The organism is Streptomyces sp. NPDC107500 (assembly GCF_055582785.1).
On record NZ_JBVJPF010000003.1, the window covers coordinates 796921 to 822859 of the forward strand.

The 25939-nt window shown below is 71.4% G+C and carries 25 protein-coding genes, 3 tRNA genes and 1 pseudogene; 9 read left to right on the plus strand and 20 right to left on the minus strand.

Going from position 1 to position 25939, the window contains the following annotated elements:
• Positions 1-10: 10 nt before the first annotated feature.
• The 4 genes from ACZ67M_RS15275 to ACZ67M_RS15290 form a co-directional block, all read right to left on the minus strand.
• A complete protein-coding gene (locus tag ACZ67M_RS15275) occupies positions 11-463 on the minus strand; it encodes a MaoC family dehydratase N-terminal domain-containing protein (protein ID WP_122615726.1) in 453 nt (150 codons plus the stop codon).
• A 124-nt stretch (positions 464-587) separates the two neighbouring features.
• Entirely contained in the window at positions 588-752 is a 165-nt protein-coding gene (gene rpmG / locus ACZ67M_RS15280) for a 50S ribosomal protein L33 (RefSeq protein WP_003948671.1), read from the minus strand.
• 89 nt (positions 753-841) lie between these two features.
• Positions 842-914, minus strand: a tRNA-Met gene (locus ACZ67M_RS15285).
• A gap of 46 nt (positions 915-960) precedes the next feature.
• Positions 961-1033: transfer RNA gene (locus tag ACZ67M_RS15290), tRNA-Thr, on the minus strand.
• A 212-nt stretch (positions 1034-1245) separates the two neighbouring features.
• On the opposite strand from ACZ67M_RS15290, the gene ACZ67M_RS15295 reads away from it, so the two are divergent.
• On the plus strand, positions 1246-2520 hold the full coding sequence (locus ACZ67M_RS15295) for an amidohydrolase family protein (protein WP_392234424.1): 1275 nt from the start codon (positions 1246-1248) through the stop codon (positions 2518-2520).
• Positions 2521-2689: 169 nt separating this feature from the next.
• A complete protein-coding gene (locus ACZ67M_RS15300) occupies positions 2690-3346 on the plus strand; it encodes an SDR family oxidoreductase (RefSeq protein ID WP_125495717.1) in 657 nt (218 codons plus the stop codon).
• 74 nt (positions 3347-3420) lie between these two features.
• On the opposite strand, the gene ACZ67M_RS15305 is transcribed toward ACZ67M_RS15300, so the two are convergent.
• Together ACZ67M_RS15305 and ACZ67M_RS15310 are read right to left on the minus strand one after the other, a co-directional pair.
• The gene (locus tag ACZ67M_RS15305) at positions 3421-3639 is read right to left on the minus strand and encodes a hypothetical protein (protein WP_411092961.1); all 219 of its coding nucleotides are present in this window, start codon (positions 3637-3639) and stop codon (positions 3421-3423) included.
• Between the two features lie 120 nt (positions 3640-3759).
• A tRNA-Tyr gene (locus tag ACZ67M_RS15310) sits at positions 3760-3841 on the minus strand.
• A 235-nt stretch (positions 3842-4076) separates the two neighbouring features.
• On the opposite strand from ACZ67M_RS15310, the gene ACZ67M_RS15315 reads away from it, so the two are divergent.
• A complete protein-coding gene (locus ACZ67M_RS15315; RefSeq protein ID WP_125495720.1) occupies positions 4077-4565 on the plus strand; it encodes a YajQ family cyclic di-GMP-binding protein in 489 nt (162 codons plus the stop codon).
• A gap of 77 nt (positions 4566-4642) precedes the next feature.
• On the opposite strand, the gene ACZ67M_RS15320 is transcribed toward ACZ67M_RS15315, so the two are convergent.
• Positions 4643-4909 (minus strand): GlsB/YeaQ/YmgE family stress response membrane protein, encoded by a 267-nt coding sequence (locus tag ACZ67M_RS15320; protein WP_125495721.1) that lies wholly within the window; start codon positions 4907-4909, stop codon positions 4643-4645.
• Between the two features lie 145 nt (positions 4910-5054).
• Here ACZ67M_RS15320 and ACZ67M_RS15325 point away from each other — a divergent pair.
• Positions 5055-6298, plus strand: a pseudogene (locus tag ACZ67M_RS15325) (APC family permease).
• Between the two features lie 64 nt (positions 6299-6362).
• Here ACZ67M_RS15325 and ACZ67M_RS15330 read toward each other — a convergent pair.
• The 13 genes from ACZ67M_RS15330 to ACZ67M_RS15390 form a co-directional block, all read right to left on the minus strand.
• Entirely contained in the window at positions 6363-6953 is a 591-nt protein-coding gene (locus tag ACZ67M_RS15330; protein WP_469851144.1) for an SMI1/KNR4 family protein, read from the minus strand.
• An 86-nt stretch (positions 6954-7039) separates the two neighbouring features.
• Complete coding sequence (locus ACZ67M_RS15335; RefSeq protein WP_392099075.1) at positions 7040-7456, minus strand: YccF domain-containing protein; 417 nt, start codon at positions 7454-7456, stop codon at positions 7040-7042.
• The gene (gene htpX / locus ACZ67M_RS15340) at positions 7453-8316 is read right to left on the minus strand and encodes a zinc metalloprotease HtpX (RefSeq protein WP_361352996.1); all 864 of its coding nucleotides are present in this window, start codon (positions 8314-8316) and stop codon (positions 7453-7455) included. The genes ACZ67M_RS15335 and htpX overlap by 4 nt, the downstream gene beginning before the upstream one ends.
• 260 nt (positions 8317-8576) lie before the next feature.
• Complete coding sequence (locus ACZ67M_RS15345) at positions 8577-10124, minus strand: NADH-quinone oxidoreductase subunit N (RefSeq protein WP_469851146.1); 1548 nt, start codon at positions 10122-10124, stop codon at positions 8577-8579.
• Complete coding sequence (locus tag ACZ67M_RS15350; protein ID WP_385794446.1) at positions 10121-11722, minus strand: complex I subunit 4 family protein; 1602 nt, start codon at positions 11720-11722, stop codon at positions 10121-10123. Before ACZ67M_RS15350 ends, ACZ67M_RS15345 begins: the two co-directional genes overlap by 4 nt.
• Before the next feature lie 6 nt (positions 11723-11728).
• A complete protein-coding gene (locus ACZ67M_RS15355) occupies positions 11729-13723 on the minus strand; it encodes an NADH-quinone oxidoreductase subunit 5 family protein (RefSeq protein ID WP_469851147.1) in 1995 nt (664 codons plus the stop codon).
• Positions 13720-14112: an NADH-quinone oxidoreductase subunit NuoK gene (gene nuoK, locus ACZ67M_RS15360; RefSeq protein ID WP_392234378.1), complete on the minus strand. Its 393-nt coding sequence runs from the start codon at positions 14110-14112 to the stop codon at positions 13720-13722. Before nuoK ends, ACZ67M_RS15355 begins: the two co-directional genes overlap by 4 nt.
• Positions 14112-14843: an NADH-quinone oxidoreductase subunit J family protein gene (locus ACZ67M_RS15365; RefSeq protein ID WP_469851149.1), complete on the minus strand. Its 732-nt coding sequence runs from the start codon at positions 14841-14843 to the stop codon at positions 14112-14114. The genes nuoK and ACZ67M_RS15365 overlap by 1 nt, the downstream gene beginning before the upstream one ends.
• Positions 14840-15463, minus strand: coding sequence for a NuoI/complex I 23 kDa subunit family protein (locus ACZ67M_RS15370; RefSeq protein ID WP_361353012.1), 624 nt, complete (start codon positions 15461-15463; stop codon positions 14840-14842). The genes ACZ67M_RS15365 and ACZ67M_RS15370 overlap by 4 nt, the downstream gene beginning before the upstream one ends.
• Before the next feature lie 2 nt (positions 15464-15465).
• Entirely contained in the window at positions 15466-16434 is a 969-nt protein-coding gene (locus ACZ67M_RS15375) for a complex I subunit 1/NuoH family protein (RefSeq protein ID WP_361353015.1), read from the minus strand.
• On the minus strand, positions 16431-17615 hold the full coding sequence (locus ACZ67M_RS15380) for an NADH-quinone oxidoreductase subunit C (protein WP_469851151.1): 1185 nt from the start codon (positions 17613-17615) through the stop codon (positions 16431-16433). The genes ACZ67M_RS15375 and ACZ67M_RS15380 overlap by 4 nt, the downstream gene beginning before the upstream one ends.
• On the minus strand, positions 17612-18241 hold the full coding sequence (locus ACZ67M_RS15385; RefSeq protein WP_361353021.1) for an NADH-quinone oxidoreductase subunit B: 630 nt from the start codon (positions 18239-18241) through the stop codon (positions 17612-17614). Before ACZ67M_RS15385 ends, ACZ67M_RS15380 begins: the two co-directional genes overlap by 4 nt.
• Positions 18232-18627, minus strand: coding sequence for an NADH-quinone oxidoreductase subunit A (locus tag ACZ67M_RS15390; protein ID WP_206328601.1), 396 nt, complete (start codon positions 18625-18627; stop codon positions 18232-18234). Before ACZ67M_RS15390 ends, ACZ67M_RS15385 begins: the two co-directional genes overlap by 10 nt.
• 197 nt (positions 18628-18824) lie before the next feature.
• Here ACZ67M_RS15390 and ACZ67M_RS15395 point away from each other — a divergent pair, with 197 nt between their 5' ends.
• From ACZ67M_RS15395 to ACZ67M_RS15415, 5 genes are all read left to right on the plus strand, one after another.
• Positions 18825-20081 carry a sensor histidine kinase gene (locus ACZ67M_RS15395; RefSeq protein WP_392099062.1) on the plus strand — a complete coding sequence of 419 codons (1257 nt, stop codon included), beginning with the start codon at positions 18825-18827 and terminating at the stop codon, positions 20079-20081.
• Between the two features lie 200 nt (positions 20082-20281).
• Positions 20282-21649, plus strand: a complete 1368-nt coding sequence (locus tag ACZ67M_RS15400) for a sensor histidine kinase (protein ID WP_392234368.1) — start codon at positions 20282-20284, stop codon at positions 21647-21649.
• A 300-nt stretch (positions 21650-21949) separates the two neighbouring features.
• Complete coding sequence (locus ACZ67M_RS15405) at positions 21950-22609, plus strand: response regulator transcription factor (protein ID WP_277343293.1); 660 nt, start codon at positions 21950-21952, stop codon at positions 22607-22609.
• A 282-nt stretch (positions 22610-22891) separates the two neighbouring features.
• On the plus strand, positions 22892-24829 hold the full coding sequence (locus ACZ67M_RS15410; protein ID WP_361353030.1) for a 2-oxoacid:acceptor oxidoreductase subunit alpha: 1938 nt from the start codon (positions 22892-22894) through the stop codon (positions 24827-24829).
• The gene (locus tag ACZ67M_RS15415; protein WP_361353033.1) at positions 24822-25880 is read left to right on the plus strand and encodes a 2-oxoacid:ferredoxin oxidoreductase subunit beta; all 1059 of its coding nucleotides are present in this window, start codon (positions 24822-24824) and stop codon (positions 25878-25880) included. The genes ACZ67M_RS15410 and ACZ67M_RS15415 overlap by 8 nt, the downstream gene beginning before the upstream one ends.
• The last annotated feature ends 59 nt before the right edge of the window (positions 25881-25939 follow it).

Below are 25939 nucleotides of genomic sequence, written 5' to 3' on the forward strand. Positions count from 1 at the left end.
GTCACGGTGCTCACGCCTCCTCGGCCGCGCGGGCCACGAGCTTCGTCCAGGCGGTGACGACGTGCTCGCCGAGCTCGTCGTGGACCTCGCCCCGGATGTCCAGGACGTCGTTGCCGGCCAGCGACTTGATCGCCTCGATGGTCGAGGTGACGGTGAGCCGGTCACCGGCCCGCACCGGGCGGACGTAGGCGAACTTCTGGTCGCCGTGCACCACCCGGCTGTAGTCGAGGCCCAGCTGCGGGTCCTCGACGACCTGCCTGGCCGCCTTGAACGTGATCGAGAACACGAAGGTCGGCGGGGCGATCACGTCCGGGTGGCCGAGCGACTTCGCGGCCTCCGTGTCCGTGTACGCCGGGTTGGCGTCCCCCACGGCCTCCGCGAACTCGCGGATCTTCTCCCGGCCCACCTCGTAGGGCGCGGTCGGCGGATAGGTCCGCCCCACGAACGACTGGTCGAGCGCCATGGGCTCGCACCTCCTGCTGTTTTGCTCTGCTCTGCTGTGCGGTGGGTGCCGCGACGGGCACCACTGACCCAAACGACGCGAGGCCGCCCCCAGGTATCGGGGACGGCCTCGTGTACGAGCCTTTTTATCGCGTTTCGCGGTGCGCGGTGTGCGCGTTGCAACGCGGGCAGTGCTTCTTCATCTCCAGTCGGTCCGGGTTGTTACGCCGGTTCTTCTTGGTGATGTAGTTCCGCTCCTTGCACTCCACGCAGGCCAGCGTGATCTTCGGGCGGACGTCGGTGGCAGCCACGTGAGTGCTCCTTGACGGACGGATTGATGATATTAACGCAGGAAAGAGTAGCCGACTGAAGGACCGACCCCGCAATCGGCTACTGTCAGTAGCGGTGACCGGACTTGAACCGGTGACACAGCGATTATGAGCCGCTTGCTCTACCGACTGAGCTACACCGCTGTGATGCGATCGGGTCCCGCCTCGCGACGGGAACCTCTCACACCAGAGCCCCAAAACGGAATCGAACCGTTGACCTTCTCCTTACCATGGAGACGCTCTGCCGACTGAGCTATTGGGGCGAGCGATGAAGACATTACACGGTCGCCCGCCGTTCGCCCAAATCCGTTTCGTCGCCCCTGACCCGTCCCGTACCCACCACTCCGGAGGGCCGGACCGCGCCGGTACGACTATTGCGCTCCTCCGCGCCACGGGCTGATCACCGTCCTAGGCTCGACTCACTCTGCGTGATCTTGCGTCCCCCACTGCGCAGTCCCGAGCCCAGAGGAGCGCGATGCCCGACAGCCAGCCGCAGCCGCCCCGTTCGCCCTCCCCCTCGGGCTCCCCCGACCGCGGTTCGCTCCTGCTCTCCGGGGCCCGGCTCACCGACGGCCGGACCGTGGACGTGCGGCTCCACTGCGGGCGCATCGAGGCCGTCGGCACCGCCGGCAGCCTGACCCCGGCCCGCACCCCGGGCCCCGGCACCCGCGTCGACCTCGGCGGCTATCTGCTGCTCCCCGCCCCCGCCGACCCCCACGTCCACCCCGACACGGCCCTGACCGCCGACGTCCCGGGCCCCGTCTCCTACGAACCCGAGGACGTCCAGCGCCGGGCCACCGAGGCCGCCCTGCTCCAGCTCGGACACGGGGCGACCGCGCTGCGGGCGCACGTGCGCGTGGGCGACGTCACGGGGCTGGGCGCGCTGACGGCTGTACTGCGCGCGCGGCGTTCGCTGCGTGGTCTGGCCGAGCTGACGACGGTGGCGATGCCGAGGGTGCTGACCGGTGTCGCCGGGGCCGACGGTCTGGCGATGCTGCGGGACGCGGTCAAGATGGGCGCGGACGTGGTGGGCGGGTGCCCCGACCTGGACCCCGACCCGGCGGGGTACGTGGAGGCGGTCCTGGAGGTCGCGGCCGAGCACGGCTGCCCGGTCGACCTGCACACGGACGCGGCCGATCCGGCGCGGCTGGCCCGGCTGGCGGCCATGGCGGGCGGGCTGCGCCCCGGGGTGGCCCTCGGTCCCTGCGAGGGCCTCGGCCTGCTGCCGGCCGAGGTCGCCTCCCGGGCCGCGGAACAGCTCGCGGCGGCCGGGGTGACGGTGGTCTGCCTGCCGCAGGGCGCGTGCGGCGCGGCCGACCACCCCGACGGCACGGCTCCGGTGCGGCTGCTGCGGGCGGCCGGCGTACGGGTCGCCGCCGGGAGCGGCGCGCTCCGGGACGTCTCCAACCCGGTCGGGCGCGGTGACCCGCTGGAGGCCGCGTACCTGCTCGCCTCACGCCACGGACTGCGCCCGGAGGAGGCGTACGAGGCGGTGAGCACGGGGGCGCGGGCGGCGCTCGGCCTGCCCGAGGTACGGGTGGAGGCCGGTTTCCCGGCGGAGCTCCTCGCGGTACGCGGCGACCGGCTGGCGGGGGCGCTGTCCCTGGCGTACAGCCGCGTCGTGGTGCACCGGGGGCGCGTGGTGTCACGGACCAGCGCGGTACGGGAGTACGGCGACCAGGACGCCGGCGCAGCGGACCTGGGGCTGCCTCGGCAGGGGCGGGGGGAGCGCGGGGGCCCGCCGAGCTGAGCGACCGGGCCGAGGAGTGGCAAGACACGTTCCCGTATCCCGGATCCCGCATCTCCTGTCCCGTGGACGCACCGCCGTCCGGTGGCCGCCCCGGGGAGCGAGGGCGAAGTCGTGCGGCGGGGCCGAAGTCGTGCGGCGGGGGCGGCTGTCGGGGCGTACGGTCGAAGACATGCGCATTGTCATCGCTGGTGGTCATGGTCAGATCGCGCTGCGGCTGGAGCGGTTGCTCGCCGCGCGCGGCGACGAGGTGGCGGGCATCATCCGCAAGGCCGAACAGGCCGATGATCTCCGCGCGGCCGGTGCCGAACCGGTCGTGCTCGATCTGGAGTCGGCCTCGCTGGAGGAGGTCGCGGAGTGCCTGCGGGGCGCCGACGCGGCGGTCTTCGCGGCGGGTGCGGGCCCCGGAAGCGGGGTGGCCCGCAAGGACACGGTGGACAAGTCGGCGGCGGTCCTCTTCGCGGACGCGGCGGTCCGGGCGGGCGTACGGCGCTTCGTGGTCGTGTCCTCCATGGGCGCCGATCCCACGCATCAGGGCGACGAGATCTTCGACGTCTACCTGCGCGCCAAGGGCGAGGCCGACGCGCACGTGCGCTCACTGGACGAGCTGGACTGGACGATCCTGCGCCCCGGCATGCTGACGGACGACGCGGGCACCGGCCTCGTACGGCTGGAGGCCCACACCGGCCGCGGACCCGTCCCGCGCGACGACGTGGCCGCGGCCCTGGCCGAACTGGTCGACACCCCGGCGACGCACGGCCTGACCCTGGAGCTGATCAGCGGTTCGACGCCGGTGTCGGTCGCGGTGAAGTCGGTGGCCGGGAACTGAGGCGGGCTCTGCGGCCGGGCGGGGCGAACGGGGCCTGGGGGCGGCAGCAGGCGCCGGGCGGACGCGGGACGCGGTCAGAACAGGGGCAGCTGTCCGGGGAAGTCGGGGACGGCATACCCGTCCAAGGACGGCTGCGCCGCCCCGAGTTGTGCCGTCCGCCGCGATCCGGGACAGGACACCAGCTCACCGCCGCCCCGTGCTCCGGGCGGGTCATGACGCGCGTACCGCCCCGCGACGACGGCGATCTCGCGACGGCACTCGGGGCACATTCTGCGACGGGAGGACGAGGCCATGGCCCCAGTCTGCCCGCAACGCCCGCCGGGCGGCCACGGGCACGCACGTCCCGGGCGAAACCATGACGAAGGGCCCCGTGACCTGCTGATTCGCAGGTCACGGGGCCCTTCGTTCCCGTGTGGCGGCGCCAGGATTCGAACCTGGGAAGGCTGAGCCGGCAGATTTACAGTCTGCTCCCTTTGGCCGCTCGGGCACACCGCCGGGGTTTGCTGCCTGTCGAACCGCTTTTCGGCGGCGCTCCGTGGCAACGACGTAAACAATACCTGATGTGGCGGGGTGCTTCGCCACCCGATTGATCGCCGCTCGGGGGGCGGCGGGTGACTAGGCTGTTCCGGATGCGGCCGAGGGACCCTGGCGGGCTCGGTGGCCGCCGACACATGCCGGTACGGGCCCGATACGGGGCCGACACGCACCCAGATACAAGGAGCCACAGGACATGGCCGACTCCAGTTTCGACATCGTCTCGAAGGTCGAGCGGCAGGAGGTCGACAACGCCCTCAACCAGGCCGCCAAGGAGATCTCGCAGCGCTACGACTTCAAGGGCGTGGGCGCCTCGATCTCGTGGTCCGGCGAGAAGATCCTCATGGAGGCCAACTCCGAGGACCGGGTGAGCGCCGTCCTCGACGTCTTCCAGTCCAAGCTGATCAAGCGCGGCATCTCGCTGAAGGCTCTGGACGCGGGCGAGCCGCAGCTCTCCGGCAAGGAGTACAAGATCTTCGCGTCGATCGAGGAGGGCATCTCCCAGGAGAACGCGAAGAAGGTGGCCAAGCTCATCCGCGACGAGGGCCCGAAGGGCGTGAAGGCCCAGGTGCAGGGTGAGGAGCTGCGGGTCTCGTCGAAGAGCCGTGACGACCTGCAGACCGTCATCACCCTGCTGAAGGGCCAGGACTTCGACTTCGCGCTGCAATTCGTCAACTACCGGTGAGTTGCTGCGGACGGGAGGGGTGGACGCCCGGCGGCGTCCACCCCTCCCGTCCGCGGTTCACGCGCGTGCGGTCGCGTTCAGTCGCGTGAGTTGCCGAAGAGAAGCCGGTAGGCGATCAGGAGCACCAGTGCGCCGCCGATGGCCGCCGCCCACGTGGCGCCGTCGTAGAAGTCCTTGCTGATCGGGTGGTCCAGCCAGCGGGCCGATATCCAGCCGCCGATGAACGCCCCCGCGATGCCGATCACGGTCGTGCCGATCAGCCCTCCGGGGTCCCGTCCCGGCAGCAGGAACTTGGCGATGGCTCCGGCCAACAGTCCCAGGATGATCCAGCTGATGACGGTCATGCCGTGACCCTGCCCTTTCTCGCTGTGCCCGCACTGTCCCAGTGCTGTGGGCTCTTTCCTTCGCGGTCGCGGTGTTCATGTCCTCTTGTCGGGGAGGACGTTGCGAGCGCGTCCGGTGGTTGCGCTGATCAGTATGGTGCGACCCATGACACCTGGGGGTTCTGAGCTGCGTCGCACGCTGGGGGTGGGCGACGCCGTCGTCGTCGGGCTCGGCTCGATGATCGGCGCCGGGATCTTCGCCGCCCTGGCCCCGGCGGCGCGCGCGGGCGGGTCGGGGTTGCTGATCGGCCTCGCGCTGGCGGCCGTGGTGGCGTACTGCAACGCCATGTCCTCGGCGTGGCTGGCCGCCCGCCATCCGGTCTCGGGCGGCACGTACGTCTACGGGCGCGAGCGGCTCGGGGAGTTCTGGGGGTACCTCGCGGGCTGGTCGTTCATCGTCGGGAAGACGGCCTCCTGTGCTGCCATGGCGCTCACCGTGGGCGCGTACGTCTGGCCGGAGTGGGCGCATGTGGTGGCGGTCGCGGCCGTGGTGGCGCTGACCGCGGTGAACTACGGCGGCATTCAGAAGTCCGCCTGGCTGACGCGGGTGATCGTGGCTTTCGTCCTGGCCGTCCTCGCTTCCGTGGTGGTGGTGTGCCTGGGGTCGGGCGATCCGATGCCGGGCGGCTGGACATCGGGGTGTCGGAGGGCGCCGGCGGGGTGCTGGAGGCGGCGGGGCTGCTGTTCTTCGCGTTCGCGGGGTACGCCCGGATCGCGACCCTCGGTGAGGAGGTGCGGGATCCTCGGCGCACCATTCCCCGCGCGATCCCGGTGGCCCTGGGGATCACGCTGGCGGTGTACGTGTGTGTCGCGGTGGCCGTCCTCTCGGTGCTGGGCCCGGCGGGTCTGGGGCAGGCGCCGGCGCCGCTGGCGGACGCGGTGCGGGCGGCCGGTGTACCGGGGCTCGTACCGGTCGTGCGAGTGGGCGCGGCGGTGGCGGCGCTGGGCTCGCTGCTGGCGTTGATCCTCGGCGTCTCACGGACGACGCTCGCCATGGCCCGGGACCGTCATCTGCCCGAAGCGCTGGCCGCGGTGCATCCGCGTTTTCACGTGCCGCACCGGGCCGAGCTGGCCGTGGGCGCGGTGGTCGCCGTCCTGGCTGCCACGGTGGACGTGCGGGACGCGATCGGCTTCTCCTCCTTCGGTGTGCTCGTGTATTACGCGGTGGCCAACGCGTCGGCCTGGACGCTCGACCGGTCGAGGGCGTCGCGGGTGGTACCGGCGCTGGGTCTGATCGGGTGCGTGGTGCTCGCCTTCTCGCTTCCGGCGGTGTCGGTCGTCGTGGGTGTGGGTGTGCTGGCGGTGGGTGTCGTCGCGTACGGCGTTCGGGGGCAGCAGGTCTCGCGGTAGGTGGCCGTGGGCGCGGGAGGGCCGTCGGGCGGTCGGGCCGCGAGGCGGTCGCGCCTCGGACTCGTCAGGACGCCTGGGCGGGGGGTGCGGCCGCCGTGGGTCCTCTTCCCGTGCGCAGGGGGAAGTCGGTCCACGGGAGCGGTTCCGGGCCCTCGTTGGCCTCCTCGTACCAGCCCGTGCCATCGAGCCAGGTGTGCAGCCAGCCCGTGAGGCTCGCGGCGTCGACGTACCAGGCGTGGTCGGCGTCGTCGGCGTTGGGCTCGAAGAGGAGGACGGTGGCCTGTGGGGAGCGGCAGTCCACGCAGGCGTACATCGCGCAGCCCCAGTGGGATATCGGGAGGACGCCCTCGGGCCAGGGCCAGTCGGGGTCCTTCAGGCCGCTCTCGCGGTTGGCGAGGTACTGGGTGACAGCGGCCGGCTCGCCGGAGGGCGGGTTGTCGAGCAGGGGCAGCAGGCCGTACTCCGGGCCGAACCCGCCGTCCCCTATCCGCGTATACAGCTCGGCGAGCAGCGGAGGGAGGGAGAAGCCCAGCGCTGCCTCGGCCCGGGACGGGGTCGCCCCGTCGACGGGCGCGGGCAGGGAATCCCAGCCCCAGGGGCGGGTGTTGCGTGCCTTGTCGGCCACCCGGGCCAGCAACTGCTCGTTCTCGCTCATGCATTCATCATGCAGGCCGCCACCGACAATCGAGCGGGCCTGTGGACAACCCGGAAGTTGTGGACAACGAGCGCTCCAGGCTCCTCCTACCAACCCGTCCGCTGGCCGCCCGCGGTGGCCGTGAACGGCTGGTCCGTCCGTACGATCTCGCGTCCCATCGGGAGGAGCGAGACGGGGATCAGCTTGAAGTTGGCGATGCCCAGCGGGATGCCGATGATCGTGACGCAGAGCGCGATGCCGGTGACGATGTGGCCGAGGGCCAGCCACCAGCCGGCCAGGACCAGCCACAGCACGTTGCCGACGCAGGAGGGGGCTCCGGCGTCCCGGCGTTCGACCGCCGTGTAGCCGAAGGGCCACAGGGCGTAGACACCGATACGGAAGGCCGCGATCCCGAACGGGATGCCGATGATCGTGATGCAGAGCAGCGCGCCCGCGAGCAGGTAGGCGAGGAACAGCCAGAAGCCGCTGAGCACGAGCCAAATGACGTTGAGGATGGTCTTCACTGCTGACGACCTGCCATCTTTTCGAGCCGGGCGATTCGCTCCGCCATCGGCGGGTGGGTGGAGAACATCTTCGACAGCCCCTGTCCTGGTCGGAACGGGTTGGCGATCATCATGTGACTGGCGGTCTCGATCCGGGGCTCCGGGGGCAGCGGCAGCTGCTTCGTACCCGTTTCGAGTTTGCGCAGGGCGCTGGCGAGGGCGAGGGGATCGCCGGTGAGCTGCGCGCCGGAGGCGTCGGCCTCGTACTCCCTGGAGCGGCTGATCGCCAGCTGGATGACGGTGGCCGCGAGCGGACCGAGAAGCATGATGAGGAGCATGCCCAGCAGACCGGGCCCGTCATCGTCGTTGGAGCGTCCGACGGGGATCAGCCAGGCGAAGTTGACCAGGAACATGATCACGGAGGCGAGGGCGCCCGCGACGGACGAGATCAGGATGTCCCGGTTGTAGACGTGGCTGAGCTCGTGTCCGATGACGCCGCGCAGTTCACGCTCGTCGAGCAGGCGCAGGATGCCTTCGGTGCAGCACACGGCCGCGTTGCGCGGGTTGCGTCCGGTCGCGAAGGCGTTGGGTGCCTCGGTCGGTGAGATGTAGAGGCGCGGCATGGGCTGGCGGGCCTGCGTGGAGAGGTCCCGGACCATGCGGTACAGCGCCGGGGCCTCGAACTCGCTGACCGGGCGGGCCCGCATCGCGCGCAGGGCCAGCTTGTCGCTGTTCCAGTACGCGTACGCGTTGGTACCCAGGGCGACGAGGACGGCGACGACAAGGCCCGCTCGGCCGAAGAAGCTGCCGATGACGATGATGAGCGCCGACAGTCCCCCGAGGAGTACTGCGGTCCTGAGCCCGTTGTGCCGGCGGTGCACGGTACGCCCTCCAAGTGGTGCGGCAGGGGAACCCTTCGCTTGCTGGTCTCGCTCGCTGTGGTTGCTTCCTGGTCTCCGGTGCCACTGGTGCCGTGGCATCACGTCCAGTGGACCCTTCCGTACTGGTCAACGCCAGGCGAGGGCCACCAGTTCCCCGGCGCTCACGGCGGGGCGCGTGGTCCGTACGGGTGACGGCCCCGGTGACGGCACGCGCGCGTGGCAGCCCGGTGCGGCACGCGCGGGTGCCGGAGCGGCTGTGCTCAGAAGAGTCCGGTGTCGGTGAAGCGGAGGATCAGCTGGGGTGCTCCGGAGAGGGCGAGGGCGAGGACCGCGGTCACGGTGATCGCCGCCGTGAGGGGGACGGGCACGTGGTGGCCGACGGCCGGCTCCTCGGGCGCCCGGAACAGCTGGGCCGTCCATTGGAGGTAGTAGAACAGCGCGATCACGACGTTGACCGCCATGACGACGGCCAGCCAGCCGAGCCCGGCGTCGACGGCCGCGGAGAAGACCGTGACCTTGGCGAAGAGGCCGATGATGCCGGGCGGCAGTCCCGCGAGGCAGAGCAGGAAGAACGCCAGGAGCAGGGCGGTCAGGGGATTGGACGCGTACAGGCCGCGGTAGTCGGCGACGCGGTTCAGGGACCTCGTACGGCCCACCAGGGCGGCCACCGCGAAGGCGCCGAGGTTCACGGCGGCGTACATGAGCGCGTAGGCGACGGTGGAGCCGATGGACCGCTCGGGGTCGTCGGAGTACGCGGCGGCGGCGATCGGCACCAGGAGGTAGCCGGCCTGGCCGACGGACGACCAGGCGAGCAGGCGTACCGCGCTGTACGCGCGCGTGGCCTGTTGCCGGAGGGCTCCGACGTTGCCGACGGTCATGGTGAGCGCGGCCAGCGCCGCGAGGGCCGGCCCCCAGACGTCGGCGTAGGACGGGAGGGCCATGACCGTGACGAGGATCAGGCCGGAGAAGCCGACCGCCTTGCCGATCACGGACAGGTAGGCCGCGATCGGCAGGGGCGCGCCCACGTAGGTGTCGGGCACCCAGAAGTGGAAGGGCACGGCGGCCGTCTTGAAGGCGAAGCCGACGAGGGTGAGGACGACGCCGGCCTGGGCGAGCGTGGTGAGCTGCCCGTCGACGCTCTGGATGCGGTCGGCCACCTGGGTGAGGTAGAGGGTGCCGGTGGTGGCGTACACGAAGCTGATGCCCATGAGGCTGACCGCGGTCGCGGTGACCGAGGACAGGAAGAACTTGAGGGCGGCTTCGGAGGACCGGCGGTCGCCCTGTCGCAGGCCCACCAGGGCGAAGGCGGGGAGGGAGGCGACCTCCAGGGCGACGATCAGGGTCGCGAGGTCGCGGGAGGCGGGCAGCAGCGCGGCGCCGGCCGCCGAGGAGAGCAGCAGGAACCAGAACTCGCCCTCGGGCAGTCCCCGGTCGGCGTCCTTGACCGCGGTGACGGAGAGCAGCGCGGTCAGGAGGGCCCCGCCCAGGACCAGGAACTGGATGGCGAGGGTGAAGGTGTCCGCGGTATAGCTGCAGACGTCGGCGTCGCCGGTCTGGCAGAACGTCGAGCGGTCGCCGTTCACCAGGGGCAGCAGCATGAGGGCGGAGGCGGCGAGTCCGGCGACCGACATCCAGCCGAGCAGCGACTTGCGGGCGTCCTTGACGAAGAGGTCGGTGACGAGGACGACGAGTCCGACGACGGCCGCGATGGTGGGCGGCGCGATGGCGAGCCAGTCGACCGACTGGACGAGGTTCTGGGCCAGCGGCTGTGAGGCGGTCCCGGCGAGGGGGTGGGCCTGGAAGCTCATCGGGTGCCTCCTGAGAGGAGCTGCTGCACGGCCGGGTCGGTCAGGCCGAGGAGGGTCCTGGGCCACAGCCCGGCGACGACGGTGAGGACGACGAGCGGGGTCCACGCGGCGAACTCGTACGTGCGTACGTCGGCGAGCCTCGGGGCTTCGCGCGGCAGGGCGCCCATGCAGACGCGGCGGACCACGATCAGCATGTACGCGGCCGTCAGCAGGGTGCCGAACGCGGCGATCACCATGAAGGTGAGGAAGGCGGGGCGGCTGAGGCCGTCGTGGGGGTCGAAGGCGCCGAACAGGGCCAGCATCTCGCCCCAGAACCCGGCCAGGCCCGGCAGGCCGAGCGAGGCGACCGCGGCGAAGGCGAGCAGGCCGCCGAGGCGGGGTGCCTTGCCGTACAGGGCGGCGCCGGTCTCCTCGGCGAGGGTGTCGAGGTCGGTGGTGCCGGTGCGGTCCTTGAGGGCGCCGACGACGAAGAAGAGCAGGCCGGTGATGAGGCCGTGGGCGATGTTGGCGAACAGGGCGCCGTTCACGCCGGTCGGGGTCATGGTCGCGATGCCGAGCAGGACGAAGCCCATGTGTCCGACGGAGGAGTAGGCGATGAGGCGCTTGAGGTCGCCCTTCGCACCCCTCTTGGCCAGGGCCAGGCAGGCCAGGGAGCCGTAGATGATGCCGACCACGGCGAAGGCGGCGAGGTAGGGCGCGAAGGTGCGGAACCCGTCCGGCGCGACCGGCAGCAGGATCCGGACGAACCCGTACGTACCCATCTTGAGCAGAACACCCGCCAGCAGCACCGAGCCGACGGTCGGCGCCGCGGTGTGGGCGTCCGGCAGCCAGCTGTGCAGCGGCCACATCGGGGTCTTCACCGCCAGCCCGATCCCGATCGCCAGAACCGCGATGACCTGCACGGATGTGGTCAGCGACCGGCCGTTGTCAGTGGCGAGTGCCACCATGTCGAATGTGCCCGCCGTGATTCCGATCAGGAGCAGGCCGAGCAGCATGACGACGGAGCCGAGGAGCGTGAAGAGGATGAACTTCCAGGCGGCCCCGGCCCGTCCCTCGCCGCCCCAGCGGGCGATGAGGAAGTACATCGGGATGAGGACCATCTCGAAGGCCAGGAAGAACAGGATCAGGTCGAGGGCGGCGAAGGTCGCGAGGGTGCCGGACTCAAGGACGAGCAGCAGCGCGACGAAGCCCTTCGGGCCGTGGCCCGCGGCCCGGACCTCCGTCGGCGGCTCCTGCCGCTGCTTGAAGTACGAGTAGAGCGCGCACAGGAAGGTCAGCAGCGCGGTCAGGACCAGAAGGGGGAGGGAGATGCCGTCGATGCCGAGGTGGATGCGCACGTCGAGTGCGGGAATCCAGCTGATGTCCGTGCCGGCCTGCATCTTCGACGGATGGTCGTGGTCGAAGCCGAGCACGAGGACGATCGCGGCGACGAGGACGGCGCCGGTGACGGTGACGCCGTGCCGCAGGACGGCCTGCTCGGGCGATTTCCCCTTCAGCCCGGGCGGGGCGGGCAGCAGAGCGGCGACGGCCCCCAGGAGCGGGCCGACGACGACGAACGCCAGAAGGAACTGCATCACGGACTCGTTGATATCGATCACGCCTGCTCACGCTCCCGTGGCGACGAGGACGGCGGCGACCGCGAGGACGACGGTGCCGGCGAGCAGCGCGCTCACATAGGTCTGCACATTGCCGGTCTGGGCCCGTCGTACGGCGGCCCCCAGCCAGCGGGGCAGGGCGCCCGCCCCGCGTACGTAGGTGTCGACGACCTCGCGGTCGAGGAACCGCACGAGGCTCGCGCCGGCCTGGACGGGCCGCACGAAGAGGGTCGTGTACACCGCGTCCAGGTGGAAGCCGGCGGCCGCGTGCCGGTGCAGCGGGCCCAGCAGGAGCCGTCCGGGATCCGACGGGTCGGGGGCGGAGGCGACGTTTCCGTAGGCGGGCTCGTGACTGGCGATGGCCTCGGCCTCCACCAGTGCGGCGTCGCCCTCCGGGTGGGCCGCGACCGCGCCGAGCGGGACTCGGGCCGCGAGCGAGGTGGTGTGCCGCCAGGCCGCGTAGGTCACGATGCCGCCGATCAGGGCCACACCGGTGCCGAGCACGGAGGTGGTGAGGGTCGGGGTGAGGTCCTGGCCGTCGAACCAGTCGGGCAGCAGACGGAAGGCGAGCCCGCCGAGAGCGAGTGAGGGGATGGCGAGCACCCAGAGCACGGCGTTCATGACCACCGGCTGCCGGCCGTGGTCGGGAGCCTCGGCGCCCCGCCCGCGGAAGGCCAGCAGCCACAGGCGCGTCGCGTACGCGGCGGTGAGCAGGGCCGTGATCAGCCCGGATACGAGGACCGTCCAGCCCGCGGCGCCGGGTGCGTGCTCGGTGTGGCCGGTCGCGACGTGCTCCGCGACGCCGAGGACGGACTCCTTCGAGAAGAAGCCGCTGAAGGGAGGGATCGCTGCGAGGGCGAGCAGCGCCACGCTCATCGTCCAGTAGGCGTCCGGGACCCGGTCTCGCAGGTTGCGCATGCGGGACATGGCGGCCAGCGAGTTGGTGCCGGCGGCGTGGATGATCACACCGGCGGCGAGGAAGAGCAGCGCCTTGAAGGCGCCGTGCGTGAGGAGGTGGAAGACGGCGGCACCGCGGTCGCCGGCGGCGAGGGCACCGGTCATGTAGCCGAGCTGCCCGATCGTCGAGTAGGCGAGCACGCGCTTGATGTCGTCCTGGGCGAGCGCGGCGAGCGCCGAACCGACCATCGTGACGGCGGCCATGACGGCGAGGACGACCATCGCGGCCCGTGAGGCCTCGAAGACCGGAAGGAGCCTGGCCACGAAGTAGACACCGGCGGCGACCATGGTCGCGGCGTGGATCAGCGCGGAGACGGGCGTCGGGCCCGCCATCGCGTCGGGGAGCCAGGTGTGCAGCGGGAACTGCGCCGACTTGCCCGCCACACCGGCCAGGAGCAGCAGGGCGATCAGCGTCGGATGGTCGAGGGAGCCGTTCGCGACCGCGCCGAGGATCTTGGTGATGCGGAACGAACCGGCCTCGGTGGCCAGTGCGAACAGCCCGATCAGGAAGGGGACGTCACCGAGCTTGGTCACCAGGAAGGCCTTGAGGGAGGCGGCGCGCGCCTCCGGGGTCTCCCAGTAGTGGCCGACCAGGAAGTACGAGCAGATGCCCATGATCTCCCAGCCGACCAGCAGCACCATCAGGTCGCCGGAGTAGACGACGAGGAACATGGCGGAGGTGAACAGGGAGACGAGCGCGGCGTACGAGGGGTAGCGCGGGTCGTCGCGCAGGTAGCCCGTCGAGTAGATCTGCACGCAGGTGGCGACGGTGCCGACCAGGACGGCGACGAGGGCGGCGAAGCCGTCGACGTGCAGGGCGAGTTCGACGGGGACCGAACCGGTGGGCGTCAGCTCCGTGGCGGCGTCCACGGCCCGGCCACCGCCCTGGCGGGAGGCGACCAGGACGGCGAGCACGAGGGCGGCCAGGGTCGGCAGGACGGCCAGCGGGCGGACGAAGCCGGGCGCCGTGCGGCCCAGGAGGAGGCCGGCGGCGGCTCCGAGGAAGGGCAGGAGGGGGACGAGTACGGCGAGGGTGGTCGTGGTCACGCGGTGGCCTCAGCCTTCTCGGCGGCCGTCCCGGTCGCGTGGGTGTCGGTGTCGGGGCCGTCCGGTTCGTGGCCCTCGGCGGTGTCGCGCAGCTTGTCGATGTCGGCGGTGCCGCGGTTGCGGTGGACGGCGAGCACGATCGCCAGGCCGATGCCGATCTCGGCGGCCGCGATGGCGATCGTGAACAGGGTCAGGGCCTGGCCGGAGTGCAGGGTCTCCTCGGCGGCCTTGCTGAGCCAGACGTCGAAGGCGACCAGGTTGAGGTTGACGGCGTTGAGCATCAGCTCGACCGACATCAGGACCAGGATCGCGTTGCGGCGGGCCAGGACGCCGTAGAGGCCGGTGCAGAACAGGAGGGCGGAGAGGACGGCGGGATAGGCGAGGTGCATCAGCGGTCACCGCCCTTGGCGGCGGCGTTCGGGGCGTCGGCCTTGGCGGCGGCGTTCGGCGCGTCGGCTTCGGGAGCGTGCGTCTTGGGGCCGTCGGTCCTGGGCGCGTCGACCTTGGGGCGGTCGGCCTTGGGCACGTCGCTCGCGCTGTCCGCCTTGGCCTTGCGGGACAGGACGATCGCGCCGACCAGCGCGGCGAGGAGGAGGACGGAGAGGGCTTCGAAGGGGAGGACCCAGTTCTGGAAGAGACTCGCTCCGGTGACGGCGGTCGAGCCGGCCGCCGGGCCGTCCAGGTCGATCCAGGTGGCGCGGAAGGCGTCGACGACGACCCACACCAGGGCCGCCGCGGAGGCCACGGCCACGGTGAGGGCCGCCCAGCGGTTGCCGGAGTCGGCGTCCGGGGACCGGCCGATGGGCGCCCTGGTGAGCATCAGGCCGAACAGGATGAGGACGACGACCGCCCCGACGTAGATGAGGACCTGTACCCAGGCGATGAACTCGGCGGTGAGCAAGAGGTACTCGACGGCCAGGCCGCCGAGGGCCACCACCAGCCACAGGGCGGCGTGGACCAACTGCCGGGTGGTGACGGTGAGGACGGCGGCGCCGAAGGTGACCAGGCCGACGAGGAGGAAGGCGATCTCGACGCCGGTCGGCGAGAGGAAGCCGTGTGCTTCGGCGGCCGTGGTCGTGGGGTCCGCGGCCAGGTGGCGGACGGTCGCGGCGAGGGTCATTCCCGGCCCTCCTGTTCCGGCTTCGGCTGCTCGGCGGCGGCGGTGGACTCCTGCTGGGCCGACGCCTGCTGTGCCGACTCCTGCCGGGCCGACTCCTCCTGGGCCGCCAGTTTGTCGGCGGTCTTGCGGGCGGCGGCGAGTTCCTTCGGTTCCTCGGCGCCGGGGTCGAGGGCCGGCGGGGCCGGGACGGTCCACATCCAGTCGCGGAGCCTGTCGCGCTCGTGGGTGAGGTCACGGATGTCGGTCTCGGCGTACTCGAACTCCGGGGACCAGAACAGGGCGTCGAAGGGACAGACCTCGATGCAGATACCGCAGTACATGCAGAGGGAGAAGTCGATGGCGAATCGGTCGAGGACGTTGCGGCTGCGGTCGCGCCCGCCGGGGGTGGCCGCCGGGACCGTCTCCTTGTGGGAGTCGATGTAGATGCACCAGTCGGGGCACTCGCGGGCGCACAGCATGCAGACCGTGCAGTTCTCCTCGAACAGACCGATCACACCGCGGGTGCGGGGCGGCAGTTCGGGCTGGGCGTCCGGGTACTGCTCGGTGACGGTTTTCTTCGTCATCGTGCGGAGGGTGACGGCCAGGCCCTTGGCCAGGCCCGAGCCGGGGATGGGGGCCATGGTTACTGGATCACCACCTTGACGATGCCGGTGAGGGCGATCTGGGCGAGGGAGAGGGGGACGAGGAGGGTCCAGGAGAGCTTCTGGAGCTGGTCCTCCCGCAGTCGCGGGTAGGTCACGCGCAGCCAGATCACGACGAAGGCGAGGACGGCCGTCTTCAGCAGGGTCCACACCCAGCCCAGGCCGTCCGCGCCCCAGGGCCCGTGCCAGCCGCCCAGGAAGAGGACCGTGGTCAGGCCGCACAGGACGACGATCCCGGCGTACTCGGCGAGGAGGAACAGGGCGAAGCGCAGGCCGGTGTACTCGGTGTAGGCGCCGAAGATGATCTCCGAATCGGCGACCGGCATGTCGAACGGGGGGCGTTGCAGCTCGGCCAGCCCGGCGACGAAGAAGACGATCGCGCCGACGATCTGCCAGGGCAGCCACCACCACTCGAAGGCGTTCAGGATGCCGACGAGTGAGACCGTGCCGGCCGCCATGGCCACCGAGGCGGCGGTGAGCAGCATCGGGAGTTCGTACGCGAGGAGCTGGGCGGCGGTGCGCAGGCCGCCGAGGAGGGAGAACTTGTTGGCGGAGGACCACCCGGCCATGAGCGAGCCGAGGACGCCGACGCCCATCACGGCGAGCACGAAGAAGATGCCCGCGTCGACGACCTGGCCGACCGCGCCCTCGCCGGGGCCGATGGGGATGGCCAGGAGCACCAGGAGGTACGGCAGCAGGGCGACCGCGGGGGCGAGCTGGAAGATACGGCGGTCCGCGTCGGCCGGGACCACGTCCTCCTTCTGCGCGAACTTCACGCCGTCCGCGACGAGCTGGGCCCAGCCGTGGAAGCCGCCGGCGTACATCGGGCCGAGGCGGCCCTGCATGTGGGCCATCACCTTGTGCTCGGTCTGGCCGACGATCAAGGGGAACGTGAGAAAGACGACGAACACGATCAGGAGGCGCAGGGTGACGTCGAGGGCGTCGTTCACCGCGGGCCTCCTGGGGGGTTCTCGGGGTTGCCGGGGTTCTCGGGGTTCCCGGGGTTCGTCCGGTCCGACTCCTGGCGCTCGTCGGGCTCGCCCGGCTCGTCGGGCGTCTGCGGCTCCCTGGAGGAGTCGCCTTCGGCGCGCTTGCCCGCCGGCTCGTCGAACGCCGGGCGGTCGTGATGCCACGGAGCGTCCGGGCTGCGGGGTGCGGAGGCTGGGGCAGGGGCGGGCGCCGGGGCCTCGCCGGACGACCCGGTCTTCTCCGGCTGTCCCGCGTCGGTGGCGGCCCGCTGGCTCGCGGAGCCCTGCGACGCGCTGCGGCTGCGTCGGGGCGCCGGAGCCGCTGAGGACTCGTCGGCCGGGGACGTCTGATCGGCGGTGGGCGTCTGGCTCGCCGAGCCCTCCGCCGCCGTACGGGAGCGACGCGGAGTGGACGGCGCTTCGATGCCGGGGGCGGTGTCGGTGCCGCTGCCGGTGCTGGACGGCGATGCCTGACTGGCGGAGCCCTCGCCCGCCGTACGGGTCCGGCGGACCGGCCGGTCACCGGCCGCGCGAGCCGGGCGCTCTCCGGCCGCACGTCCCGCGCCGCGTGCCGGGCGGGCCGGGGCGGGCGGCAGCTGGCCCTTCTGCGGGCCCCACTCGTTGGGGTCGGGGACGCCCGGCGGCAGCATCTGGCGGCGACGGGGGCCGCCGTGGTCGGACTCGCCCGGTTCCTTGGCGCCGGGCCAGGCCTTGGCCACGCGGGCGGCGAGGACGAAGTCCTTCCGCAGCGGGTGGCCCTCGAAGCCCTCCGGCAGGAGCAGGTGGTCCAGCGCGGGATGGTCCGCGAACTCGACGCCGAACATCTCGTGGGTCTCGCGCTCGTGCCAGGCCGCGCCCGCGTACACCGCGACGGCGGTGGGCAGCGCCGGGGACTCGTGCGGGACCGTCGTGCGCAGCAGCAGCCGGCGCACGGGTCCGAGGGCCACGACGTGTGCGGCGACGCGGAACCCCGTGCCCGGCTCGTCGACCGCGCTCAGCCAGTCGAAGTACGTGCAGCCGAGCCGGTCTCGCGCGGTCTCCAGGGCGGAGATCCAGGAGGCCGGCGGTACGTCGACGGTCAGGACGTCGTACGACTCCTCGGCCGTGGCTTCAGGGCCGAAGAGTTCCTCGGTGCCGGCGGGCAGCCAGCCGACCGCCGTCATCGCGCACCCCCTGAGCCGGATCCCGATTCCGATCCCGGCGGTCGCACCAGTCCGCTCTGCAGCGCGGCCGTCGACGGCCGGCCCGACGTGCCGTACCGCTCCCCAAGCGACTCCCGTGCGATCTTCTCCTGGAGCTTGAGGATCCCCTGGAGCAGCGCCTCGGGGCGCGGCGGGCAGCCCGGGACGTAGACGTCGACGGGGATGATCTGGTCGACGCCCTTCGTCACGGAGTAGGAGTCCCAGTACGGGCCGCCGCAGTTGGAGCAGGCGCCGAAGGAGATGACGTACTTGGGCTCGGGCATCTGCTCGTACAGGCGCTTGACGGCGGGTGCCATCTTGTCGGTCACCGTGCCCGAGACGACCATCAGGTCGGCCTGGCGGGGGCCCGGCGCGAAGGGGATGACACCGAGCCGGATGAAGTCGTGGCGGGCCATCGACGCGGCGATGAACTCGATCGCGCAGCAGGCGAGGCCGAAGTTGAAGACCCAGAGGGAGTACCGGCGGCCCCAGTTCAGGACGACCTTCATCGGCTCGGGGGCCAGGCGCGCGAGGGTGCCCAGCCGCTTCGGCTCGGGAAGCGGTACGGGCTCCGGGAGCGGTACGGGTCCGGAGGGGTTCACGTCCACGACAGGACGCCCTTCTTGTATGCGTAGAGCAGGCCCACGGCCAGGAAGCCCAGGAAGATGAACATCTCCACGAGGGTCGTCGCTCCGTAACCAGGATCGGCGAAGACCGTCGCCCAGGGGAAGAGGAAGATCGAGTCGACCGCGAAAATGACGTAGAGGAACGCGTACACGTAGTAGCGGACCTGGGTGTGTGCCCAGCCCTCGCCGACGGGGTCCACGCCGCACTCGTACGTCAGCAGCTTCTCGGGCGTCGGGACAACGGGCCGCAGCAGCCGCCCGGCTCCGAAGGCCACGGCGACGAAGAGCACGCCCACCGCGGCGAGCAGTGCGACGACCGAGTAGGACTGGAAGTAGTCCGCGGCGAGCCCGACGGTCGGTTCCGGCACGTGCGCCCCCTCGATCCTGTCCTCAACGCCTGCTGATCGACGATCTGTACGCACGGGAGTCTAGGGCCTGATAAAGAGACGGTAAGCAGCCCGTCGTACGTTGAGACGCGGACCGGGGCCGGGGTGGGGTTTTCCTCAGTACATCCCGGCGGTCCACCTCATGGCGCGGGGCGGTGCCGCACGGCACGCTGATCCGTATGACCGAACACCTCGCGACTTCGACCCCCGCCGGGACCGCCGGTGGGGCGGACGGCGACCGCCTGCCGCCGGCCCGTCTCGCCTTCGACTGGCACACCTGGAAGGAGATCGCCCACCTGCTGGCGAACCTCCCGGCGTCGCTGCTCGGCTTCGTCTATGTCTCGACGGTGCTGTCCGTCGGGGTCGGGTTGACGGTCACGGTGATCGGGTTGCCACTGCTGGCGGCCGGACTGCTCGGCGCGCGTCAGCTGGGCAAGCTGGAGCGGGCGAGAGCCCGGGTGCTGCTCGGAGTGCGGGTGGAGGAGCCCACTCCGCTGCCGTTGCACGGCGGGGGCGGCTTCTTTCCCCGGCTGTGGATGGCGCTGAAGGACCCGGTGGGCTGGCGGGCGGTCCTGTACGACTTCATCCGGCTCCCCTGGGGCGTGGTCACCTTCGTCATCACGCTGACGTCGTTGTTCGTGCTATGGCCGGTGCTGCCGTTCATCGCGCGGGGCCTGGCCAACGCCGACCGGGCGATGGTGCGCGCGCTGCTGTCCCCGTCCGACGAGCTGGAACGGCGGATCGCCGAGCTGGAGTCGGACCGGGGGATCGTGGTGGACACGGCCGCGGCGGATTTGCGGCGCATCGAGCGCGACCTGCACGACGGAGCGCAGGCCCGCCTGGTCAACCTGGCCATGGGGCTGGGTCTGGCCAAGGAGAAGCTGCTGGAGGATCCCGACGCGGCGGCGGCGATGGTCGACGAGGCGCACGGCGAGGTGAAGCTGGCCCTTCAGGAGCTGCGGGACCTGGCGCGGGGCATCCACCCGGCCGTCCTGACCGACCGCGGTCTGGACGCGGCGCTCTCCTCGGTCGCCTCCCGCTGCACCGTGCCGGTCAGGGTGACCGTCGACCTGACGGAGCGTCCTGCACCGGCCATCGAGGGCATCGCCTACTTCACCGTCTCGGAGCTGTTGCAGAACGTCAGCAAGCACAGTGGGGCGCGTTCCGCCTCCGTGGAGGTGTGGCGGTCGTCCGACCGGCTGCTCATACAGGTGGGGGACGACGGCCGGGGCGGCGCACGCCTCGACGCCGGTACGGGGATGAAGGGCCTCGCCGACCGGCTCTCCGCGGTCGACGGCCTCTTCGTCGTCGACTCGCCGGAGGGCGGACCGACGGCGATCACGGCCGAGCTGCCGTGGCGCGACCGCACCGCCGCGGACGCGGCTCCCGGCACGCCCGGCGCCGGCCACACGCGGCGGACCTCCGGGACGCGGTGACGGACGGCCCGGCCCCGCACGCGAGGCACCCGGGCGCGCGCACCTCACCGCCCGAGGTCTCGCGGCCCGAGGTCTCGGGCCCCGAGGTAGGGAAAACCCCCCTCTCCAGACGCCGACGGGCTCCATGGCCCGTGGAGGCGCGTGCGAGGAGGCTGGAGTTACGACAGCAGAGCCGTAGGACGAGGAGAAGGACGGCACCGATGGCCACGGAATACGGACAGGGTTACGGGTTCGGGAGCGGGCCCGGCTTCCCCGGGGACACCGGGGCGCGTCGCCACCGGCTGCCGGCCGGGCTGCGGGCGCCGTTCGAGGCACGCAGCTGGCGGGAGTTCGGCTACGTGCTGGTGGGGCTGCCGATCAGCATCCTGCTCTTCACCTACGCGGTCACGATGGTGTCGCTGGGAGCGGGCCTGCTGGTGACGTTCCTGGGTGTGCCGGTGCTGGCGGCGGCGCTCGCCGGGTGCCGGGGCTTCGGGGTGATGGAGCGGGCGCGGGCCCGGGCGCTGCTGGGGCTCGACGTGGCCGACCCGGAGCCGCTGCGGGTGCGGAAGCGCGGTGCGATGGGCTGGATGGGGGCCGTACTCAAGAGCGGCGCCTCCTGGCGGAGCCTGCTGTACGCGTTTCTGCAGTTCCCGTGGGCGGTGTTCTCGTTCGTGGTCGCCGTGAACTTCTGGGCGGTCGGGTGGGCGATGCTGACGTACCCGCTCTGGTTCTGGGTGTTCCCGATGTACGCGGGCCAGGACGGGCTCCAGCTCTACGGCGACGAGACCCACCGGATCTACCTGGACAATCCGTTCGAGATCGCCGTGACCGCACTGGTCGGGCTGCTGTTCACGCTGGCGACGCCGTGGATCGTGCGGGCGCTGACGACGGTGGACCGGGTGATGGTGCACGGGCTGCTCGGACCGTCGCGGCTGGCGACGCGGGTCGTGGAGCTGGAGTCGGACCGCGGGGTCGTGGTGGACACGGCCGCGGCCGACCTGCGGCGCATCGAGCGCGACCTGCACGACGGGGCACAGGCCCGCCTGGTCAACCTGGCCATGGATCTCGGCCTGGCGAAGGAGAAGCTGCACGAGGATCCGCGGGCGGCGGCGATCATGGTGGAGGAGGCGCACGGCGAGGTGAAGACGGCCCTCCAGGAACTGCGTGACCTGGCCCGGGGCATCCACCCCGCGGTACTCACCGACCGCGGTCTGGACGCGGCGCTCTCCTCGGTCGCCTCCCGCTGCACCGTGCCGGTGCGGGTGGAGGTCGACCTCACCGAGCGGCCCGCATCGGCGATCGAGGGCATCGCGTACTTCACGGTGTCGGAGCTGCTGCAGAACATCAGCAAGCACGCGCGGGCCACGGCGGCCGCCGTGGAGGTGTGGCGGGTGGAGAACCGGCTGCTCCTCCAGGTCGTGGACAACGGCGTCGGCGGGGCGGACGTGACGGCCGGCTCGGGACTCGCCGGACTGGCGGAGCGGCTCGACGCGGTGGACGGGATCCTGGTGGTGGACTCTCCGGCCGGGGGGCCGACGCGGGTGACGGCCGAGCTGCCCTGGCGGAACGAGCCGATATCAGGCTGAGGCGCGGCGGCGCGCCCACCCCGCTCTCCCCCACGCCGCTCCGGGCCGCCCGATGGCCCCGGAGCGGCGGCGTGGGCGGCCCGGGCGACCCGTTCGCCCCGGGGCGAAATCCGGCCGTCGTGGAGCCGAAGCCGGACCGTACGGCCGGGACTTGCCGTCCTCTTCCCGTTGCCCCGGGGCATCCGGCCTCCGATGCTGGAATGCTGGACCTGTCGCACGAACGGTTTGTGGACGCGGTGTGGGCCGCGGGGGCCGTGAGGCGGACGGGCTGTGGGGGGCCGAAAAATCGTGGAGGACAGGGTGCGGGTGGTCATCGCCGAGGATTCAGTGCTGCTCCGGGAGGGGCTGACCCGGTTGCTGACCGACCGCGGGCACGAGGTCGTGGCCGGTGTCGGCGACGGTGAGGCACTGATCAAGACCATCACCGAGCTGGACGCCCAGGGCGAGCTGCCGGACGTCGTGGTCGCGGACGTGCGGATGCCCCCGACGCACACGGACGAGGGAGTGCGCGCGTCGGTGCGGCTGCGCAAGGCGCATCCCGGGCTCGGGGTGCTGGTGCTGTCGCAGTACGTGGAGGAGCGGTATGCCACGGAGCTGCTGGCCGGTTCCAGCCGTGGCGTCGGCTATCTGCTCAAGGACCGGGTGGCCGAGGTGCGGGAGTTCGTGGACGCCGTGGTGCGTGTGGCGGACGGGGGGACCGCGCTGGATCCGGAGGTGGTCGCGCAGTTGCTCGGGCGCAGCCGCAAGCAGGACGTGCTGGCGGGGCTGACCCCGCGGGAGCGGGAGGTGCTGGGGCTGATGGCCGAGGGCCGGACGAACTCGGCGATCGCCCGGCAGCTCGTGGTGAGCGACGGGGCGGTCGAGAAGCACGTCAGCAACATCTTCATGAAGCTGGGTCTGTCCCCGAGCGACGGTGATCACCGGCGGGTGCTGGCCGTGCTCACGTACCTCAATTCGTGACTCCCGGCTCCTGACCCCCAGGGGCCACACACCGGGGTCCGGCGGCCCTCCCACTCGTCCGGCTCATCCGGACGAACGGGAAACCGGAGCGTGGGCGGGGGACGTCCTCATCGGTGTCGAGGGGCGGGAAAATCCCGGGATTACTGGGCTGTGGGCCATCTCGAAGTCGTGTCCATCATGCGATTCTCCACCGGAAGTCAGCATCCGCGGACGTAGTGTTGATCCTGGGACGGTCGCGGGAGACCTGTCCTCGGACAGCCGCCTCGAGGGAGGTCCAGTTCAGTGACCAGCCAGGTCAGCAGCCCAGCGGAGCAGGCCGACGGAACCGACGAGACCGTCGTAGGAGCGCAGCGCAAACCGGTGGGGACGAAGGATGTCCGCCGGCTGGACCGGGTGATCATCAGGTTCGCCGGCGACTCGGGCGACGGGATGCAGCTCACCGGCGACCGCTTCACATCGGAGACCGCGTCGTTCGGGAACGACCTGTCGACGCTGCCGAACTTCCCGGCCGAGATCCGGGCGCCCGCCGGCACCCTGCCCGGCGTCTCGTCCTTCCAGCTGCACTTCGCCGACCACGACATCCTCACCCCGGGCGACGCCCCCAACGTGCTGGTCGCGATGAACCCGGCCGCGCTGAAGGCGAACGTCGGCGACCTGCCGCGGGGCGCGGAGATCATCGTCAACACGGACGAGTTCACCCGGCGGGCGATGCAGAAGGTCGGGTACGACACGTCGCCGCTGGAGGACGGTTCCCTCGACGGGTACCACCTGCATCCGGTGCCGCTCACCACGCTGACCGTCGAGGCCCTCAAGGAGTTCGACCTCAGCCGCAAGGAGGCCGAGCGCAGCAAGAACATGTTCGCGCTCGGGCTGCTGAGCTGGATGTACCACCGGCCCACCGAGGGCACGGAGAAGTTCCTCAACACGAAGTTCGCGAAGAAGCCGGACATCGCCGCGGCCAACATCGCGGCGTACCGCGCGGGCTGGAACTTCGGGGAGACCACGGAGGACTTCGCGGTCTCCTACGAGGTGGCGCCGGCGGCGACGGCGTTCCCGCCGGGGGTGTACCGCAACATCTCGGGGAACCTGGCCCTGTCCTACGGTCTGATCGCGGCCTCCCGCCAGGCGGACCTGCCGCTCTTCCTGGGCTCGTACCCGATCACCCCGGCCTCGGACATCCTGCACGAGCTGAGCCGGCACAAGAACTTCGGAGTGCGGACCTTCCAGGCCGAGGACGAGATCGCGGGCATCGGCGCGGCGCTCGGCGCCGCGTTCGGCGGCTCGCTGGCGGTGACCACCACCTCCGGGCCCGGCGTGGCGCTGAAGAGCGAGACGATCGGACTCGCCGTCTCCCTCGAACTGCCGCTGCTGGTCGTGGACATCCAGCGCGGCGGGCCGTCCACCGGTCTGCCGACCAAGACGGAGCAGGCCGACCTGTTGCAGGCGATGTACGGGCGCAACGGCGAGGCGCCGGTCCCGATCGTCGCACCGCGCACCCCGGCGGACTGTTTCAACGCGGCGCTGGAGGCGGCGCGGATCGCATTGGCGTACCGCACCCCGGTCTTCCTGCTGTCCGACGGCTACCTGGCCAACGGCAGCGAGCCCTGGCGGGTCCCTGATCCGGACGAACTGCCGGACCTGGCGGTGCAGTTCGCACAGGGTCCCAACCACACGCTGGACGACGGCACCGAGGTCTTCTGGCCGTACAAGCGGGATCCGCAGACCCTGGCCCGGCCCTGGGCGGTGCCCGGTACCCCGGGGTTGGAGCACCGGATCGGCGGCATCGAGAAGCAGGACGGTTCCGGGAACATCTCGTACGACCCGGCCAACCACGACTTCATGGTCCGCACCCGGCAGGCCAAGATCGACGGCGTCGACGTCCCCGAACTGGCGGTCGACGACCCGGGCGGGGCGCGGACCCTGGTGCTGGGCTGGGGCTCGACGTACGGCCCCATCACCGCCGCCGTGCGCCGGCTGCGCACGGCCGGGGTGCCGGTCGCGCAGGCCCACCTCCGCCACCTCAACCCCTTCCCGCCCAACCTGGGCGAGGTGCTGAAGCGGTACGACAAGGTGGTGGTCCCCGAGATGAACCTCGGTCAGCTCGCCGCCCTCATCCGGGCGAAGTACCTGGTCGACGCCCAGTCGTACAACCAGGTCAACGGCATGCCGTTCAAGGCGGAGCAGCTCGCCGCGGTGCTGAAGGAGGCCATCGATGACTGACGCCAACGCGCTGCTCCAGCTCGTGCCCAAGGCCGAGGGCAAGCAGTCCATGAAGGACTTCAAGTCCGACCAGGAAGTGCGCTGGTGCCCCGGCTGCGGCGACTACGCCATCCTCGCCGCCGTGCAGGGCTTCATGCCCCAGCTCGGTCTGGCGAAGGAGAACATCGTCTTCGTCTCCGGCATCGGCTGCTCCTCCCGGTTCCCGTACTACATGAACACGTACGGGATGCACTCCATCCACGGCCGTGCCCCCGCCATCGCGACCGGGCTCGCCGCCTCCCGCCGCGACCTGTCCGTCTGGGTCGTCACCGGTGACGGCGACGCGCTCTCCATCGGCGGCAACCACCTCATCCACGCGCTGCGGCGCAACGTCAATCTCAAGATCCTGCTGTTCAACAACCGGATCTACGGGCTGACCAAGGGCCAGTACTCCCCCACCTCCGAAGTCGGGAAGATCACCAAGTCGACCCCGATGGGTTCGCTGGACGCGCCCTTCAACCCGGTCTCGCTGGCCATCGGCGCGGAGGCGTCCTTCGTCGCCCGGACCGTCGACTCGGACCGCAAGCACCTCACCGAGGTGCTGCGCCAGGCCGCCGATCACCCGGGCACGGCGCTGGTCGAGATCTACCAGAACTGCAACATCTTCAACGACGGCGCCTTCGAGGTGCTCAAGGACCGGGAGCGGGCCGAGGAGGCGGTGATCCGGCTGGAGCACGGGCAGCCGATCAGGTTCGGCGCCGGGGGCGCCAAGGGCGTGGTGCGCGATCCGCGGACCGGCGACCTGGAGGTCGTCACCGTCACCGCGGACAACGAGGCGGACGTCCTGGTCCACGACGCCCACGCCACCTCGCCGACCACGGCCTTCGCCCTCTCCCGGCTGGCCGACCCGGACACCCTGCACCACACGCCCATCGGTGTGCTGCGCTCGGTGGAGCGGCCGGTCTACGACACGCTCATGTCCGACCAGCTCGACGCCGCCGTCACGCGGGACGGCAAGGGCGACCTCGCCGCGCTGCTCGCGGGCAACGACACCTGGACGGTCGTCGGCTGAGAGCGACCACTGGCGAGGACCGACGAGAACCGAGGGGCCCGGGCGGGGAACGCCCGGGC

Excerpts from the sequence above, each read along its gene's own strand:
- ACZ67M_RS15320 (WP_125495721.1), bottom strand. The coding sequence starts at position 4,909 with ATGACCGTCATCAGCTGGATCATCCTGGGACTGTTGGCCGGAGCCATC.
- ACZ67M_RS15305 (WP_411092961.1), bottom strand. The coding sequence starts at position 3,639 with ATGGCCTCGTCCTCCCGTCGCAGAATGTGCCCCGAGTGCCGTCGCGAG.
- ACZ67M_RS15380 (WP_469851151.1), bottom strand. The coding sequence starts at position 17,615 with ATGACGGCGGTCGGCTGGCTGCCCGCCGGCACCGAGGAACTCTTCGGC.
- ACZ67M_RS15330 (WP_469851144.1), bottom strand. The coding sequence starts at position 6,953 with ATGAGCGAGAACGAGCAGTTGCTGGCCCGGGTGGCCGACAAGGCACGC.
- ACZ67M_RS15315 (WP_125495720.1), top strand. The coding sequence starts at position 4,077 with ATGGCCGACTCCAGTTTCGACATCGTCTCGAAGGTCGAGCGGCAGGAG.
- ACZ67M_RS15345 (WP_469851146.1), bottom strand. The coding sequence starts at position 10,124 with ATGAGCTTCCAGGCCCACCCCCTCGCCGGGACCGCCTCACAGCCGCTG.
- ACZ67M_RS15395 (WP_392099062.1), top strand. The coding sequence starts at position 18,825 with ATGACCGAACACCTCGCGACTTCGACCCCCGCCGGGACCGCCGGTGGG.
- ACZ67M_RS15275 (WP_122615726.1), bottom strand. The coding sequence starts at position 463 with ATGGCGCTCGACCAGTCGTTCGTGGGGCGGACCTATCCGCCGACCGCG.
- ACZ67M_RS15300 (WP_125495717.1), top strand. The coding sequence starts at position 2,690 with ATGCGCATTGTCATCGCTGGTGGTCATGGTCAGATCGCGCTGCGGCTG.
- ACZ67M_RS15400 (WP_392234368.1), top strand. The coding sequence starts at position 20,282 with ATGGCCACGGAATACGGACAGGGTTACGGGTTCGGGAGCGGGCCCGGC.
- ACZ67M_RS15295 (WP_392234424.1), top strand. The coding sequence starts at position 1,246 with ATGCCCGACAGCCAGCCGCAGCCGCCCCGTTCGCCCTCCCCCTCGGGC.
- ACZ67M_RS15365 (WP_469851149.1), bottom strand. The coding sequence starts at position 14,843 with ATGACCCTCGCCGCGACCGTCCGCCACCTGGCCGCGGACCCCACGACC.
- ACZ67M_RS15415 (WP_361353033.1), top strand. The coding sequence starts at position 24,822 with ATGACTGACGCCAACGCGCTGCTCCAGCTCGTGCCCAAGGCCGAGGGC.
- nuoK (WP_392234378.1), bottom strand. The coding sequence starts at position 14,112 with ATGCACCTCGCCTATCCCGCCGTCCTCTCCGCCCTCCTGTTCTGCACC.
- ACZ67M_RS15370 (WP_361353012.1), bottom strand. The coding sequence starts at position 15,463 with ATGGCCCCCATCCCCGGCTCGGGCCTGGCCAAGGGCCTGGCCGTCACC.